The 15,578-nt window shown below is 44.7% G+C and carries 15 protein-coding genes; 8 read left to right on the top strand and 7 right to left on the bottom strand.

All coding sequences use genetic code 11. The features are described from left to right. The first annotated feature begins 22 nt into the window (after positions 1 to 22). Positions 23 to 2,449, top strand: a complete 2,427-nt coding sequence (lon, locus tag MWG72_RS04840; protein ID WP_138742669.1) for an endopeptidase La — start codon at positions 23 to 25, stop codon at positions 2,447 to 2,449. A gap of 72 nt (positions 2,450 to 2,521) precedes the next feature. Here the strand turns inward: lon and MWG72_RS04835 are convergent, their stop codons facing one another. Beyond that, positions 2,522 to 3,454 carry a M28 family peptidase gene (locus tag MWG72_RS04835; protein WP_180086609.1) on the bottom strand — a complete coding sequence of 311 codons (933 nt, stop codon included), beginning with the start codon at positions 3,452 to 3,454 and terminating at the stop codon, positions 2,522 to 2,524. Positions 3,455 to 3,621: 167 nt separating this feature from the next. Between MWG72_RS04835 and rlmH the strand changes: the two genes are divergently transcribed. The 3 genes from rlmH to MWG72_RS04820 all read left to right on the top strand — a co-directional run bounded on the left by rlmH (position 3,622) and on the right by MWG72_RS04820 (position 5,893). Beyond that, entirely contained in the window at positions 3,622 to 4,104 is a 483-nt protein-coding gene (gene rlmH / locus MWG72_RS04830) for a 23S rRNA (pseudouridine(1915)-N(3))-methyltransferase RlmH (protein WP_004646335.1), read from the top strand. Between the two features lie 111 nt (positions 4,105 to 4,215). Further along, complete coding sequence (locus MWG72_RS04825; protein ID WP_180037738.1) at positions 4,216 to 4,992, top strand: DODA-type extradiol aromatic ring-opening family dioxygenase; 777 nt, start codon at positions 4,216 to 4,218, stop codon at positions 4,990 to 4,992. 127 nt (positions 4,993 to 5,119) lie between these two features. Beyond that, the gene (locus MWG72_RS04820; RefSeq protein WP_219309842.1) at positions 5,120 to 5,893 is read left to right on the top strand and encodes an META and DUF4377 domain-containing protein; all 774 of its coding nucleotides are present in this window, start codon (positions 5,120 to 5,122) and stop codon (positions 5,891 to 5,893) included. Between the two features lie 70 nt (positions 5,894 to 5,963). Here MWG72_RS04820 and gdhA read toward each other — a convergent pair whose 3' ends face one another. Continuing rightward, positions 5,964 to 7,307, bottom strand: a complete 1,344-nt coding sequence (gene gdhA, locus MWG72_RS04815; protein WP_247143336.1) for an NADP-specific glutamate dehydrogenase — start codon at positions 7,305 to 7,307, stop codon at positions 5,964 to 5,966. 349 nt (positions 7,308 to 7,656) lie between these two features. Between gdhA and MWG72_RS04810 the strand changes: the two genes are divergently transcribed. Together MWG72_RS04810 and nth are read left to right on the top strand one after the other, a co-directional pair. Next, on the top strand, positions 7,657 to 8,448 hold the full coding sequence (locus MWG72_RS04810) for an RnfABCDGE type electron transport complex subunit B (RefSeq protein ID WP_247143335.1): 792 nt from the start codon (positions 7,657 to 7,659) through the stop codon (positions 8,446 to 8,448). A gap of 3 nt (positions 8,449 to 8,451) precedes the next feature. Beyond that, the gene (gene nth / locus MWG72_RS04805; RefSeq protein ID WP_247143334.1) at positions 8,452 to 9,165 is read left to right on the top strand and encodes an endonuclease III; all 714 of its coding nucleotides are present in this window, start codon (positions 8,452 to 8,454) and stop codon (positions 9,163 to 9,165) included. A gap of 116 nt (positions 9,166 to 9,281) precedes the next feature. Here the strand turns inward: nth and MWG72_RS04800 are convergent, their stop codons facing one another. The 4 genes from MWG72_RS04800 to MWG72_RS04785 all read right to left on the bottom strand — a co-directional run bounded on the left by MWG72_RS04800 (position 9,282) and on the right by MWG72_RS04785 (position 12,215). After that, positions 9,282 to 9,494 (bottom strand): hypothetical protein, encoded by a 213-nt coding sequence (locus tag MWG72_RS04800; protein WP_004279489.1) that lies wholly within the window; start codon positions 9,492 to 9,494, stop codon positions 9,282 to 9,284. An 88-nt stretch (positions 9,495 to 9,582) separates the two neighbouring features. Next, on the bottom strand, positions 9,583 to 10,242 hold the full coding sequence (gene adk, locus MWG72_RS04795) for an adenylate kinase (RefSeq protein ID WP_005262314.1): 660 nt from the start codon (positions 10,240 to 10,242) through the stop codon (positions 9,583 to 9,585). Between the two features lie 75 nt (positions 10,243 to 10,317). Continuing rightward, positions 10,318 to 11,634: a DUF445 domain-containing protein gene (locus tag MWG72_RS04790; RefSeq protein ID WP_004279487.1), complete on the bottom strand. Its 1,317-nt coding sequence runs from the start codon at positions 11,632 to 11,634 to the stop codon at positions 10,318 to 10,320. A gap of 65 nt (positions 11,635 to 11,699) precedes the next feature. Further along, a complete protein-coding gene (locus tag MWG72_RS04785) occupies positions 11,700 to 12,215 on the bottom strand; it encodes a hypothetical protein (protein WP_247143333.1) in 516 nt (171 codons plus the stop codon). A 238-nt stretch (positions 12,216 to 12,453) separates the two neighbouring features. Between MWG72_RS04785 and mrdA the strand changes: the two genes are divergently transcribed. Both mrdA and rsmD read left to right on the top strand, forming a co-directional pair. Then, complete coding sequence (mrdA, locus tag MWG72_RS04780) at positions 12,454 to 14,505, top strand: penicillin-binding protein 2 (RefSeq protein WP_247143332.1); 2,052 nt, start codon at positions 12,454 to 12,456, stop codon at positions 14,503 to 14,505. 2 nt (positions 14,506 to 14,507) lie between these two features. Then, positions 14,508 to 15,065, top strand: coding sequence for a 16S rRNA (guanine(966)-N(2))-methyltransferase RsmD (gene rsmD, locus MWG72_RS04775; protein ID WP_004279484.1), 558 nt, complete (start codon positions 14,508 to 14,510; stop codon positions 15,063 to 15,065). A gap of 87 nt (positions 15,066 to 15,152) precedes the next feature. On the opposite strand, the gene MWG72_RS04770 is transcribed toward rsmD, so the two are convergent. Next, positions 15,153 to 15,365, bottom strand: coding sequence for a hypothetical protein (locus MWG72_RS04770; RefSeq protein ID WP_004646324.1), 213 nt, complete (start codon positions 15,363 to 15,365; stop codon positions 15,153 to 15,155). Positions 15,366 to 15,578 lie beyond the last annotated feature (213 nt).

The following is a 15,578-nucleotide window of genomic DNA, read 5'->3' as shown; positions in this document are numbered from 1 at the left end:
TTGTCACTCATTAGGAGTGCTCATGTCTGAAATTATTATGAATCAAGAAACCTTAGAGCCTCAGGTTCCAAGTGTACTACCCCTTTTGGCGTTGCGTGATGTGGTGGTTTATCCGCATATGCAAATTGCGCTGTTTGTCGGTCGTGAAAAATCGATCAATGCAGTTGATGTGGCTCGTAACAGTGACAATCTAGTATTTGTAGTTGCGCAAAAAGATTCGCTTACAGAAGAAATTGATCACGACAATTTATATCAATACGGTACTGTCGCGAAGATTGTGCAAGTTGTGAATCACGAAAATGATGAAAACTGTATTAAAGTCCTGATCGAAGGCCTACACCGTGCCAAGCTGAAAACCATCATTGACGAAACTGAGTATCTGACAGCAGAGCATGAACTCAGCCCAATGACGGTGAGCGTCGATGCAGACACCCAAGCTGTGCGCTTGCAGGAATTACGTGCGCTTTTCGCTCAATATGCAGAAGCGAAACTTCGTAATGCGCGTGAACTGATCACCGCAGCCAACAAAATTGAAGATCTATTACAGTTATTGTTCTTCGTCGCAACCCGTGTTCCATTGAATATTGATGTCAAACAGAAATTCCTGGAACATGACGAATTCGAAGCGCATTTGACTGAGTTGATGACTTATCTATTGCAACAGTCTGAAGAACAACAGATTGAGCAAACCCTGCATGACTCTGTTAAACGTCAGATGGAAAAGAACCAGCGCGAATACTTCCTGAATGAAAAAATGAAAGTCATTCAGCGCGAGCTTTCTGATATGAACGGCGGCGCGGAAGATGATGTCGCTGAAATTGAAAAACGTCTTGCTGAAGCAGATTTGCCTGAGCATGTACGCAAGAAAGCTGAAAACGAGTTCCGCAAGCTGAAAGCGATGCAGCCTGCTTCGAGTGAAGCTGCTGTGGTACGCAACTATCTGGAAGTGATTCTAGATACACCGTGGAATAAAGCCAGCAAAGTCAGCATTAACCTGAACAAAGCACAGGAAATTCTGGATGCAGACCACTATGGTCTGGACGATGTCAAAGATCGCATTGTGGAATATCTGGCAGTTCAGTCTCGTGTGAAAAAATTGCGTGGTCCGATTCTGTGTTTGGTTGGTCCTCCAGGTGTCGGTAAAACTTCACTCGGTGAATCAATTGCTAAAGCAACTGGTCGTGAGTTCGTGCGTATGGCGCTGGGCGGCGTACGTGATGAAGCGGAAATTCGCGGTCACCGTCGTACCTATATCGGTGCGATGCCAGGTAAAATTGTGCAGTCATTGACTAAAGTGGGCGTAAAAAACCCGTTATTCTTGCTCGATGAAATCGACAAGATGGCGCAAGACTACCGTGGCGATCCGGCTTCTGCGATGCTTGAGGTACTTGATCCATCACAGAACAACAAGTTCAGCGATCACTATCTGGATCTTGATCTGGACCTGTCTGAAGTAATGTTTATCTGTACCGCAAACAGCATGAACATTCCTGAGGCCCTGCTAGACCGTATGGAAGTAATTCGTCTTCCGGGTTATACCGAAGAAGAGAAAGTCAATATTGCGGACCGCTACCTTGTTCCTAAAGCCATCAAGAACAATGGTCTACGTGCCAAAGAGTTGACCGTGCATGAAGAAGCAATTCGTGACATCGTGCGTCGTTATACGCGTGAAGCCGGTGTTCGTAACCTTGAACGTGAAGTGTCAAAAATTGCACGTAAAGTGGTGAAAGAGGCTGTTAGCAAGAAATCTAAAAACCTTCAGGTTGAAGTGACCGCAGCGAATCTTCCAGAATACTTAGGTCCACATAAATTTGACTACGGTATGGCGGAAGAAGAAGCGCAAATCGGCCGTGTAAATGGTCTGGCTTGGACTTCTGTTGGTGGTGAATTACTGACCATTGAAGTTGCAGCAGTACCAGGTAAAGGCAAGTTCATTACCACCGGTTCTCTTGGCGATGTCATGAAAGAATCGATTACTGCTGCAATGACTGTGGTGCGTACCCGTGCGGATGAACTCGGCATCGAAGCCTCGCGCTTTGAAGAAACCGACGTGCATGTGCATTTACCTGAAGGCGCAACACCGAAAGATGGTCCATCGGCAGGTTTGGCTTTGACTACAGCATTGGTATCTGCTTTCACAGGTATCCCGATTCGTCCGGATATCGCGATGACAGGTGAAACCAGTCTGGGCGGCCGTGCATTGCGTATCGGTGGTTTGAAAGAAAAACTGCTTGCAGCCCATCGTGGTGGCATCAAGTTGGTGTTCATTCCACAGGAAAACGTACGTGACCTGGCGGAAATTCCAGAAAATGTCAAAGAAGGTCTAGAGATTAAAGCAGTAAAATCGATTGATGAGATTTTACCGCTGGCATTGACTTCTTTGCCAAAAGCTCTGGTTAAAGCACCGATTGTGAAAACCAAAGAAGAAGCGAAAGCAGCGCGTCATTAAGACCTGATGCTTCGTATAAAAAACCCTGCTTCGGCAGGGTTTTTTATTGAGTTATTAAATAAAGCAATTGAGTTATGGCTGTAGTGCCATATCAACCAGCCCATCCACCACATGAGTCATCTTGTTCAGATCAAGCTTGTCTAAAGTATCCAATTCGGTATTGTAATAAGGATTACGATAACTCGCAGTATCGGTAATCAGCATGGTCGAATAGTTGAATTTGGCATAATTCAGATAACCAGAAAAATTCATATCCTGAGCAAAACTTGGGCTGACAAAACGCTGACACTCCAGACGGTTAAAACGCTGCATAGCAGCACAATAATCTCCAGTCAGGCCAGTCGATGCTAAATGCCCGATCGTTGCAATGAAATTACCATGTCGTGGATAAATCCATTTTAATCCGACGGGATAGCTCTGCACCTGATGTTCATCAAAATAGCCAATCGAATCCAGAATCACCACGCCCTTAATTTTCTGCTTCTGCTTTTTTAAAGATTTGGCATGCATATAACTACCCATATGTTCTGTCTTGAAAAAAGGCGGCTCTTCAAGCGTATAGAAAGCAAATTCGACATTATGTTTGAGCTTGGATTTTTGTAAAGCGAGTAGTCTTGCCGTTTCCAGTAAACCCGCTACCCCTGAGGCATTATTATCGGCACCTTTTTGGGTACTAAAGACATCATAATGCGCTCCCATCACCATTTTGGTCTTTGCTTGAGTATCCAAATTACAGATGACATTTCGGTAACTCAGGTTATTGACCACATAGACCTGAAACTGGCATGGGATGCCAAAGCGCTGCATCTGCCCTTTAATCCAGGCAGATACCCGATTCAGCTCTTTCAGATTTTTATAATTTCGGTATTCATCAACACTCATGATCTGGCTAAAAAATAATTCCAGATGAGAGACCTGAGCATTTTTGCTCGAATTGGCTGCACAGAGACTAGGCCCCATGAGGCCTATCAGTAACAGCAGCACAGTACAACATCCTTTTATCATGACACTGTTCCGCATTTATTATTATTCCATTCCTTTATCAAGCGGATACTTGAACTACGGACATTAAAGCAACACTAAATCTCCCATTTCAATTTCAATTTGTTTCCCTGCTCAACTTCATGTTGTTTGATCGTTATAATGAGGTATCCAATTATTGATCTGTCTGTATGAAAATCCGTATCCTGACCATTGGTCAAAAAATGCCAGCGTGGGTGCTGACTGGTTTTGAAGATTATTTCAAACGTATTCAGCCTTTTGTACAGACCCAGATTATTGAACTGCCGATGGCCAAGCGCGGGAAAAATGATTCTGAAGCGGATATTCTGAAATACCGTAATATTGAGGGCGACAGTATTTTAAATGCGCTCAAGCAGAATGAAACCCTGATTGCGCTTGAAGTGGGCGGACGTGAATTCAGTACCGAAAAACTGGCTGAAACCATGAAAGGCTGGATGCTGGAAGGCAATGATGTAGCACTTGCGATTGGCGGGCCGGATGGTCACTCAGAAGCCGTGCGTAAAGCTGCTGCATGGCACTGGTCACTTTCCAAGTTAACCCTGCCGCATCCACTGGTACGTGTCATGCTGATCGAGCAGCTTTATCGTGCCATGAGCATCAATAACAACCATCCTTATCATCGGGCAGGCTAATGATTTTGCTGAAGCGTTCTTTATATGCAACGTTTTGTTGAATAATATCTCCTGCTCTTATTTCTATTTTTCATGCATTATTGAGGCATCTTTCCAGATGTGGTTTGACTTATGAACTTACAAACGTTGCCCGGCTTATTTATTTCTCATGGCTCTCCTATGCTGGCGCTGAATCCTGAGCAAGTGGGTCCTGCCTTGCATCGTTTGAGCGAAAATCTGCCACGCCCGGAAGCGATTATTGTGATGTCTGCGCATTGGGAAAGTGATGCGTTGGAAGTCAGTAGCGCAATTCGCCCAGAAACCTGGCATGATTTTCGTGGTTTCCCGCCTGAACTGTATCAATTGCGCTATCCTGCACCGGGAAATCCTGAACTGGCCGAGAAAGTCTTAGGCTTGCTGGCTAATGCCGGTTTTTCTGCACATGCCAACAGTACCCGTCCGCGTGATCATGGTGTATGGATGCCGCTGCTACATATGTATCCAGATGCCAACATTCCCGTGGTAGAAATTTCCTTACCCATGTCGATGAGTGCGGATGAAATTTATCAGATTGGTCAAAGCCTGGCACCTTTACGTGAACAACAAATCCTACTGATTGGTTCGGGCAGTATTACCCATAACTTACGGGAACTGTCTTGGGATGGAACGGCTGCTGATGTACCCGAATGGGCTTCTGGCTTTCGTAATTTTGTGGTGCATAAACTGACACATAGTGATTATGACGCGGTACTGGACTGGTCCAATATTCCGCATATGGCGCGGAATCATCCAACGCTGGAACATTTTGCTCCGATTTTCTTTGCGATGGGCACAGGTCAGCGTTTTAGTCTGGTGCATAGCAGTTTTACCATGGGTTCACTCGGTATGGATATTTATCGCTTCGATTAATTTTGCTTCAGCGCTAAAATCTTAATGATGGATACATTTTGCAACTCAAAGCTGCGAAATGTATCCATATTTTTTTGCAATACATCCATTATTATTGTTTGAACTTTATATACTTCATTATAAGTCCATGAAATTAAAATTTATTGTGCTGGCATTATTGCCTTTAACTTTTGCAGGCTGTCAGTCCAGTGATATTCAACGAGCTGGAGATCTTGCGGTGGCCACCATCCAACAAAAAAATGCAGATCAGATTCTTCCAGCCTATTACTGGGAACTGAATCGTGGACTAGAACGACCCGTTGTACTGAGTTTCAACGCTCAAGGCCGGCTGAGCGCCGTGACGGGCTGTAATGGACTCGGGACGACCTGGTCAGTCAAAAACAATATCATCACCACCAGCGAAGTTATAGGCACTGAAATGGCCTGTGATGCAGCATTGATGGAGCAGGAACGTTTTGTCAGCCAACTTTTACAGAAGCGTGACATTCCTTTTACGCTCAATACCACAGATCCTGACAAGCCGACCCTGACGTTGATGGCCGCAAATGGTCAAACCTATGAATTTATCGGGAAAATGACTCCGGAAACCAAATACCAAGGACAGGCTGAAACAATTTTTCTGGAAATTTCCCCCGATACCAAACAATGTACCGGCGTAACCCAACAAAGCTGCTTGCAAGTCAAAGAAGTGAAATATGATCAGAATGGCCTGAAAACTCAGGTCGATAAGGACTGGACTTTATTCTATGATCAGATTGAAGGTTTTCGGCATTCACCAAATGAACGGCAGATTATTCGGGTCAAACGTTTTGAAATTAAGCATCCGGCAGCTGATCAATCGAAATATGCCTATATTTTTGATATGGCGGTTGAGCGTGAATTAGTTAAGGGTGCTCTTTAAGGCTAAAAATACCAGATATAAAAAAACCGGGGCAACAGCCCCGGTTTTTTCAGCTTAGACTAAGTCAGACTTAGAATACGCCTTGAGCAAGCATCGCATCAGCAACTTTTACGAAGCCAGCAATGTTTGCACCGTCTACATAGTTCACAGTACCGTCTTCCTTAGTACCGAATTTTACGCAATTGCGGTGAATTTCTTTCATGATTGCGTGTAAGCGCTCATCAACTTCTTCGAAAGTCCAGCCTAAACGCAATGCGTTTTGAGACATTTCCAGACCAGAAGTTGCCACACCACCTGCATTTGATGCTTTACCTGGCGCATAAAGAATTTTCGCTTCAACGAATTTCTCAACCGCTTCAAGCGTAGAAGGCATGTTCGCACCTTCAGCCACACAGATTACACCGTTTGCAAGAAGCTGAGCAGCGTCGTCTGCATCAAGTTCGTTTTGAGTCGCACATGGCAATGCGATATCACACTTGATACCCCAAGGACGTTGTCCTTCAAGATATTCGAAACCATGTTTAGACGCGAATTCTGAAATACGGCTACGTTTTACATTTTTAAGTTCCATGACTTCAGCAAGAAGCGCCTCAGTGAAACCGTCTTTAACGTGAACTGTACCGGCAGAGTCAGAAAGTGAAACCACTTTCGCACCGAGGTACATTGCTTTTTCAGCAGCATATTGCGCAACGTTACCAGAACCTGAAATCGCAACGACTTTATCTTTGAAGCTTTCGCCACGAGACTTAAGCATTTCCTCAGCGAAATACACAGTACCGTAACCCGTTGCTTCCGGACGTGCCAATGAACCACCGAAAGTTAAACCTTTACCAGTGAATACACATGCCGTATCGTTACTTAATTTTTTCATCATGCCGGCCATGTAGCCCACTTCACGACCGCCTACACCAATATCACCTGCAGGGATATCTGTGTTCGCACCAAGGTGACGATACAGCTCGATCATTAAAGCCTGGCAGAAACGCATGATTTCGCCTTCTGATTTGCCTTTAGGGTCAAAATCAGAACCGCCTTTACCGCCACCCATAGGAAGTGTGGTTAAAGCATTTTTAAATGTTTGCTCAAAGCCTAAGAATTTTAGGATTGAAAGATTCACTGAAGGGTGGAAACGCATACCACCTTTAAATGGACCGATCGCTGAGTTGTACTGTACGCGGAACGCACGGTTTACTTGAGTCTGACCTTGATCATCTACCCAAGAAACTCGGAACTGGATCGCACGTTCTGGCTCAACTAGACGTTCTAGTAAACCATGTGCTGCGTATTGTGGGTTCTTTTCAATGAACGGCCACAAACTGGTCATCACTTCTTCTACAGCTTGAAGAAATTCTGGTTGATGTGCATCACGTGATTTTACGTAATCTAGGAACTCATTAAGTGTGTTGTATTTCAACGCTTAATCCTCAGCAGAAAATGGATCAAAATTGGTCAAATTTACAATCAATGTTAAATTTTGGCGCAAAATATTAAATATCTTTTGTAACTAATCTACAATACTTTTTTTGAAAATACTTTAAAATTAATTTGATAACAAATATTTATATTGATTATGAAAATTTTTTCTATGTCAGGAAATGCCAATCGAATCAAGGCTTATATTCAGATTTATGCCTAATAATAAGGCACAAGTTGACCCTTAATTGCGCACGACTTAGGAGTTTAAAAATATGTTAAAATTGATGAATCGACATATTTTGTTTCACTTACTCTCTCATGCTTGCCATGAGTAACGCTGGTTATACATGAATTCGCCCATTTCTCTGGTCCAATCGATTGACGCTTTACTCCCTCAAACCCAATGTGGACTCTGCGGTCATCGTGACGGATGTTTACCTTATGCCCAGTCGATTGCTGAGGGTGAAAATGCCAATAAATGTGTGCCGGGCGGACAGCCTGTTGCCGATGCTTTGGCTAGATTATTAAATCGCCCTAAACTTGTGGCAGAAGAAAGTGTCTGGCCAGTTCAAGCCGATGGTCGTCCTCAGCGCATCAAAGCCGTAATTCGTGAAGATGAATGTATTGGCTGTACCAAATGTATTAGCGCCTGCCCAGTCGATGCAATTATTGGTTCTGGTAAACTAATGCATACCATTCTGACCGACCTATGTACCGGCTGTGAGTTATGTATTCCCCCTTGTCCGGTAGACTGCATCGATCTGGTTGAAGATCAACAACCCTTGCCGACTGAAGCTCAGCGTCTTGCTGAACAGGATGATCTGCGTCAGCGTTACTATGCGCACATCCAGCGTGAAGAAAAACGGCGTACCGATCGTAAGGGACCTGTGGTCCGTGCAGAAATCGATACTGCCCTGTTTGCCCGTTTCTCAGCTTTAAATGAGCAACTTCCTGTGATTGAAGTCGCGAGCAAGCCAGAGAATGCGCCTGTATCACTTGATTCCAAGACCACGATTGAACTGGCAAAACTACGTACCCAAATTAAAAAACTGGAAAAACAGCTTTCGGTTCGTGAAAATGCCCGAAAACGTACCCAACTGGAAGAACTGACACAGCAATTACAGGCTTTACAGGGATAGAACATGACCACAGCAAAGGCCAAGCCCGTTAAAAACATGACCAAAAAGCAGATTCAGACCTTTTTTGAACGCCTGCGTGAACAGCGTCCCAATCCGAAAACCGAACTAAATTATTCTAGTCCTTTTGAATTGCTGGTCGCGGTCACGCTCTCTGCTCAAGCCACCGATGTCAGCGTCAACAAAGCCACAGACAAACTCTTTCCAGTCGCCAATACACCGGAAGCCATTTATGCGCTAGGTGTGGACGGCTTGAAGGAATATATCAAGACCATTGGTTTATATAACTCAAAAGCGGTCAACGTGATTAAAGCCTGCGAGATGCTGATTCAGAAGCACAACAGCATCGTACCGGACAATCGTGCAGACTTAGAAGCCCTGCCGGGTGTAGGTCGTAAAACGGCGAATGTGGTACTGAATACGGCCTTTGGTCAGCCGACCATGGCGGTTGATACCCATATTTTCCGGGTAGGTAACCGTACCGGACTAGCGGTTGGCAAAAATGTGCTGGAAGTTGAACACCGTCTGGTCAAAGTCATTCCCAAGGAATTTATCATTGATTCACATCACTGGCTGATTTTACACGGTCGTTATACGTGTATTGCGCGCAAACCGAAATGTCATGAATGTGTAGTATCCGATGTGTGTAACTGGCCGGATCGGTTTGAATTTGGTGCAGCCCGCCAAATTGCAGTGAAAAATATTGAGCTTGCTGAATAGAACGGCGTGATCAAGCTGGGATAAAAATAGGTGACCAATGTGTCACCTTTTTATCGACTATGAGAAGAGTGCTTTTCGTTCAAACCAAATTCTTAGCTGAGCTGAACTATTATGGATTATTTATCCTGATCTTGTTCAGCCTTTTCCTGCTGCTTGCGCTGTTCAAGTTCGGCTTGTAATTTTGGATGGAGCTGGCGCTCAGGTCGCTTTGCTGCATTTTCAGCACGTTCTTCCTGACGTACTTTGTTGAGCATTTTAAAACTGAAATAGAACAGACCTACCAATACTGCCAGAAAGACTACCATCAATACCAATACGCCAAATTTCATAGCAACAAGTACCCTGTTCAAATACGCAATAAAAAAGAGCCCTAATATGACTTAGGGCTCTCCGATTGTCAAAATCATCGTCAGCCGATTATTTTGCCTGATCCAGAATCGCGAAAAGATCAGTCTGAACTTCATCGATTGGACGTAAACCGTTTAGCTTGTCATAAGTTGGTGCATTTTCACCAGACGCTGCACGGCCTTGATAGAAACCAACCAGTTGCTCGGTTTCAGTGTGGTAAGAACCTAGACGCTTGCGAATGGTTGCTTCCTGGTCATCAGGACGCTGAACCAGATCTTCACCCGTTTCATCATCTTTACCTTCCACTTTTGGCGGGTTGTAAACGATGTGATAGACACGGCCAGATGCCGGGTGCTGACGACGGCCAGAAAGACGTTGTACGATCTCTTCATCTGGTACATCAATTTCAATCACGTGATCAATAGTGATGCCTTCATTTTCCAAAGCTTCTGCTTGAGGAATGGTACGCGGAAAACCATCAAAAATGCAGCCATTTACACAGTCAGGTTGCGCAATACGCTCTTTTACTAGACCAATGATCAACTCATCAGAAACCAAACCGCCATTGTCCATGACACTTTTAGCTTGTAGACCTAATTCAGTTCCTTCACGAATTGCAGCACGGAGCATATCACCGGTTGAAATTTGTGGGATATTGTAGCGCTTACAGATCAACTGAGCTTGTGTACCTTTACCTGCTCCAGGTGGTCCGAGTAAGATAATGCGCATATATAAACATCCTCATTTAAACAATATGTATGACGCCACGACCACAATCACCTGATTGTGTCCCCCGACATCTCATTATAAGAAAGCCACAAACAAATGGATTAAACCCGCGACAAAACCGGTTACCCCACCCAATAAAATCAGAATCCATTCATCTTCCTGAAATGCAGGACGTAAAAGATTCTGAAACTCCTTCGGAGTCAACTCACGTATGCGGTCTCTAAACATTTGATAGATTTTCTGTGCACGGCTCGCATTAAATGCTGGGTCGCATACAGGTACCATCGTAATTTCAATCGAGCGATCGATCAAGTCCGTCTTGAGTTTTGCATACTCTTTTGGTCCTAAAGACAGCTGTAAAGAGGTCCGAACCAGGGGTGTTTCCATAATTTCATTAATATGACGTTTGATAATGCGGCGGGTTTTGTCTTTTCTGCCGCCATACATCATCTCGGTCATGATCGATTTTAACGTAATAAGGTCTTCTGTGACTACACTTGCGAAGACGTCAGAGACTTCATCCTGACGTTTCATAAATGCGCCTTGTATGTTATAGGTGCCAATACGCGGAATGACCGGTTTAATCCACGGAAATTTGCGGTTTGTGGTACGGGCAAAGAATTGCGGGTACTTTACCGGGTGTGGATAGAGCGGGTTGAATACCATCCAGATCGCGATCCAGTTGGTCAAAAAGCCCCAGATGGCCGCCCAGAACGGTACGGTCCAGTGCCACGGCACCACAAACCAGACAATCATTTGGAAGATACCAAAGAACATCCCGATGAGGGCACTGATATGCCAGATAAAGTTGATCTCTTTTTGACCCACTTTCAGGAACATCCGCACCATTAACCGGCGGTCACCTTCCATCTGGCTGACCACCATTTCACGCATATCCACAAGTGACTCGACGTTCATGGTCAGCTCAGTCACTAATTCACGCAAAATTGCCGGCATTTGTTTTTGTGCTTGTGCATAAATTCTGCGCTTAATAGCAAAAGGTAGGTTTTCCCAGAGCACCGCATTGCGATCCATCATCACTTCATCGATCAGGTGTTCCAGTTCGAAACCGACCTGCTCGCCAATGATGCGTGCCATATCATCCGGATCCATCGCCTGTAAAAATTCGCGGATAGAGCCTAATTTTGACAGTGTGTTATCGGTAATAATGCCTGAAATACGTCCAGCTTTGCGTGGCACAATCCCTTGCCAGCCCACAGGTAAAGGCCCGAGATGGAAACCCCAAAAATTGATCGGATAAAAGACCATTTTCAGCGCCATCCAGACGTGAGCCCAGGTTACAAATGCAGTCACTGGAATAATGCTGAGCACGGCCCAAAAATCCGGGCGGTTTACAAAGGTTTGCCACAACTCGTTGACGTACTCAAGCATGCATAACTTCCATATTTAATTTTTTGTTCACAGAATACACATATTAATAAGGTCGAATATTTTGTCTATAAACCGATACTTAAAGTATAGGAAAATTGTAGCCGGGGTTCTGTTTCAGCCACAGCACGACCATTTCGGTCTTCGAGTTTCTCTCCGGCACCGATCCCGATACTAAAACTGCTGATCCGTTCTGAACTAAGCAAAACATAGGCCAAATCAACGCCAGCACCTAAACGGCCTTCATACTCGCCATCAACCTGTTTGCTGTCGATATGACCGGCATAAACCCCGACATAATAACCATTTTTGTCTTTGCCGGTGAGGTGTGCTGGATAACGAAAGCCTGCCTGGCCGCCAATCGTACGATCATCATCCAGAAAAACACCACCTTTCACATAAGCAATCCCATAAGGGTTCACCCATTCGGTATTTAAATGCAGTAATTTCTGGGTAAAACCAACACCCACATTAAAGGCTTTTGCCTGAGCAGGCTCTATTTTGGTTGCAGTATTATTAATCTGATCATGTGCATAAGCCCCGTTCGCCCACAATGCAGCTAACAAAGGGTAAACCTTGTTCATTCCTTCACCATCTTCCTTAATTATAGTTTTTGGTATAGTCCTATTTTTATTAGATTTTACTCTAGCAGAATTATCACAACTCTTATATACAGCACTTTACAATTTTAATGTCTGCAAAGTCAAAGCTTAAAGGAACTGATTGCAAGGGCAGTTTTTCATTATCAAATCAAGTGCAGTTGCGTTAGAATACTCCACTTTGATTCTTTTCTACCACTCTCAGGTCTTAAGTCGATCGCGTATGAAGCAGCACTTTCCTTTAAAAAATGCACAACAAGAAAAGCGCATCTATCGCAGTCGAGTCTTGATTTCCATGGGGATTGTCATTTTCTTTATGCTGCTGCTGGTCAGCCGCTATGCCTATTTGCAACTGTTCAACTTTGAAAGCTTTACTACAGCTTCTGATGAAAACCGGATTCGTCTACAACCTTTGCCGCCAGCGCGCGGTTATATTTATGACCGAAACGGCGTTCTGCTGGCCGATAACTATCCGGTATTTACTGCCACTTTAAGTCGTGCCGACGTACAGGATATCGATCAAACGCTCGAACGCCTCAAACCGATTCTGGAACTGACCGAAGAAGACCTGGAACGCTTTCAAACCCGGATTAAAACAGCGCGTAAAACCGAACGGGTTTCAATCAAGCTCAATCTGAACGAAAATGATATTGCCCGTTTTAGTGAAGTTAAATATCAGTTTCCGGGCGTGAATATTGAAACCCAGATGACCCGCTACTATCCGCATGGCGATCTGTTCGCACATGTGATTGGCTATGTTGGTCGTATTAATGACAAAGAACTGAAAGCCATTGATAAGGATCTCTACGCCGGAACCAACCTGATCGGAAAGATCGGGGTGGAAAAATCATATGAAGAGCTTCTGCATGGTGTACCAGGAAATGAATCGGTAGAGGCCGATGCCTTTGGTAATGTGCTACGTCATCTGGGCCGCAAGGATCCGGTGCGCGGTAACGACCTGTTCCTGTCACTGGATTACGGCTTACAGGTAGTAGCTTCAGAACAGCTGGCTGGGCGTCGTGGCGCAATTGTAGCGATGAATCCCAAAACTGGGGAAATTCTGGCGCTGGTCTCCAGTCCAAGTTTTAACCCGAATCTGTTTGTGACTGGGATCAGTACCAAAGATTATTCATTCCTGCGTGATAATCTGGATCAACCTTTATATAACCGTGCAGTGCAAGGAGTTTATCCGCCCGGCTCTACTATCAAGCCAATGTTTGCGCTCGGTGGTCTGCATCATGGTCTGGTCGACTGGGATACTACGATTTCCGATCCGGGTTATTTCAGCCTGCCGGGAGACAGTCACCGTTTCCGTGACCATAAAAAATCCGGGCATGGCGCAGTAAATATGCATAAGGCCCAAGTCGTCTCTTGTGATACTTATTTCTATGTGATGTCCTACCGGATGGGCATTGAAAAAATGAACACCTGGATGCGTCAGTTCGGCTTTGGTGAAAAAACCGGAGTGGATTTACCAAGTGAAAGCTCAGGACTGTATCCAAACCCGGAATGGAAAATGCGTACCCGCAAGGCCAAATGGTCACGTGGTGAAACCATTTCTGTCAGTATTGGTCAGGGTGCTTTTACTTCAACGCCATTGCAGCTGGCTATGGCCACAGCCATTACCGCCAACCATGGCAATAAAGTCATTCCCCATGTTCTGCGCGAAAGTCGCGGTGCCAAACCATTCAAGGTGCATAATGGCACGCATGGCAAGATCGATTTTAACGGTCAGGAAGAAGACTGGATCAAGATGCGTGATGCGATGGTAGACGTGATTCAATCCGGTACAGGCCGAGGCATTAAAAGCGGCTTACAATATTCTATTGCCGGAAAAACCGGTACGGCACAGGTGAAAAGTATTGCTCAGGGCAAGCGCTATAATGAATCCTTATTGACCGATCGTCAGCTGGATCATGGCCTGTTTGTCGGTTTTGCACCTGCTGAAAATCCTGAAATTGCGATTGCAGTTATTCTGGAAAATGGTCGCGGTGGTAGTGCCGCAACGGCTCTGGCCCGTCCAATTTTTGATTATTGGTTACTGCATAAAGATAAAAATCCGGTACGCCCACAAGGTCACCAATTAAATGGTGGTCTGATGACGGCCGGAATCAAGCCAGCTGAATTACCAAGTGGTGCAGGCATGTTAAGTCAAGATGCAGCATCTAGTGCCGTTCCAGCCAGTGACCAGCCCGACACTGCTGCTCCGACTGCGGCAAATACGGCTGCATCTCCCGCAGCAACACCTGCTCCGACACCGGTAGAGCGAGATTAAAGATGAAAAACCAGCTTCGAATTATTGGTGGTGACTGGAAACGCCGCCAACTGCCTTTTGCCAGCATTGAGGGTTTGCGCCCGACGCCTGACCGTGTTCGGGAAACACTGTTTAACTGGCTGATGTGGGATGTACAAAATGCACAGGTGTTGGATATTTGTGCTGGCTCTGGGGCATTGGCGTTTGAGGCATTATCGCGTGGTGCTGCATCAGTGGTGATGATTGAGCCGGATCGTACTCAGGCACAATTTCTGACCCAAAATCTGGAACTTTTAAAAGTCACCAAAGCACGTGCACAATTAAAAGTGGCTACGGCGCAGCAAGCTTTGTCTACCCTTCAGGCACAGTTTGATCTGGTTTTTCTAGATCCGCCATATAGCCTGGATTTATGGGAAGAACTAGCGCTAAAGGCAGATCCTCTGATCAAGGACAATGCCTATATTTATGTAGAAGCAGATCGTGATTTACAATTACTTAAATTACCGTCCTCATGGCGTTTAATTAAAAATACCAAAGCCGGTACAGTTCGTGCGGGGCTTTATCAAAAAAGTATTTCTTGATTTAAATTGTTTTGAAGAGCCATTAAAAAAGGATTCCTCAGTGGAATCCTTTTTGTCATTGTAGTCAGTCAAATTTAAAGACTGTGATTAACGATCACGGCGCCAGTCGCGGTTATCTCGGTCACGTTTCCAATCCCGATGATCTTTATGGTCCTTATTTTTCCAGTCATGATTTCTGTGGTCTCGATCATAATGTCCATTACGATCTCTGTTGCCACGATAATCATCATCCCAAGGATCAACCACACAACCGGTTAATGACACAGCCAATACAGAAAGTAATATCACTTTTTTCATCATGTCCATCACCTCTTACTGCACTCTGTCAGTATCAGGCGAGTTCATGGAGAGTGAACGGAGCCATTGTTGCACTCTTGTAGAGATTTATGCATGTTTTATGCATGGCCGTAAACCTCTTTTTTCTTAATTAGCATTCATGCTTTTATGAGAATTTGAACTTTCATTTGCATAAATCCAGCTAAATGGAAGCTTGGCTTTTGTTTAAATCTTGAG

The sequence above is a fragment of the Acinetobacter lwoffii genome, from assembly GCF_022967985.1.
Lineage (GTDB): Bacteria > Pseudomonadota > Gammaproteobacteria > Pseudomonadales > Moraxellaceae > Acinetobacter.
This window is presented reverse-complemented; position numbering and strand designations above follow the sequence as displayed.

What these genes read in the sequence shown, in the direction of transcription:
- lon (WP_138742669.1), top strand. Translation starts at nt 23, where the DNA reads ATGTCTGAAATTATTATGAATCAAGAAACCTTAGAGCCTCAGGTTCCA.
- MWG72_RS04835 (WP_180086609.1), bottom strand. Translation starts at nt 3,454, where the DNA reads ATGATAAAAGGATGTTGTACTGTGCTGCTGTTACTGATAGGCCTCATG.
- rlmH (WP_004646335.1), top strand. Translation starts at nt 3,622, where the DNA reads ATGAAAATCCGTATCCTGACCATTGGTCAAAAAATGCCAGCGTGGGTG.
- MWG72_RS04825 (WP_180037738.1), top strand. Translation starts at nt 4,216, where the DNA reads ATGAACTTACAAACGTTGCCCGGCTTATTTATTTCTCATGGCTCTCCT.
- MWG72_RS04820 (WP_219309842.1), top strand. Translation starts at nt 5,120, where the DNA reads ATGAAATTAAAATTTATTGTGCTGGCATTATTGCCTTTAACTTTTGCA.
- MWG72_RS04810 (WP_247143335.1), top strand. Translation starts at nt 7,657, where the DNA reads ATGAATTCGCCCATTTCTCTGGTCCAATCGATTGACGCTTTACTCCCT.
- nth (WP_247143334.1), top strand. Translation starts at nt 8,452, where the DNA reads ATGACCACAGCAAAGGCCAAGCCCGTTAAAAACATGACCAAAAAGCAG.
- MWG72_RS04800 (WP_004279489.1), bottom strand. Translation starts at nt 9,494, where the DNA reads ATGAAATTTGGCGTATTGGTATTGATGGTAGTCTTTCTGGCAGTATTG.
- adk (WP_005262314.1), bottom strand. Translation starts at nt 10,242, where the DNA reads ATGCGCATTATCTTACTCGGACCACCTGGAGCAGGTAAAGGTACACAA.
- MWG72_RS04790 (WP_004279487.1), bottom strand. Translation starts at nt 11,634, where the DNA reads ATGCTTGAGTACGTCAACGAGTTGTGGCAAACCTTTGTAAACCGCCCG.
- MWG72_RS04785 (WP_247143333.1), bottom strand. Translation starts at nt 12,215, where the DNA reads ATGAACAAGGTTTACCCTTTGTTAGCTGCATTGTGGGCGAACGGGGCT.
- mrdA (WP_247143332.1), top strand. Translation starts at nt 12,454, where the DNA reads ATGAAGCAGCACTTTCCTTTAAAAAATGCACAACAAGAAAAGCGCATC.
- rsmD (WP_004279484.1), top strand. Translation starts at nt 14,508, where the DNA reads ATGAAAAACCAGCTTCGAATTATTGGTGGTGACTGGAAACGCCGCCAA.
- MWG72_RS04770 (WP_004646324.1), bottom strand. Translation starts at nt 15,365, where the DNA reads ATGATGAAAAAAGTGATATTACTTTCTGTATTGGCTGTGTCATTAACC.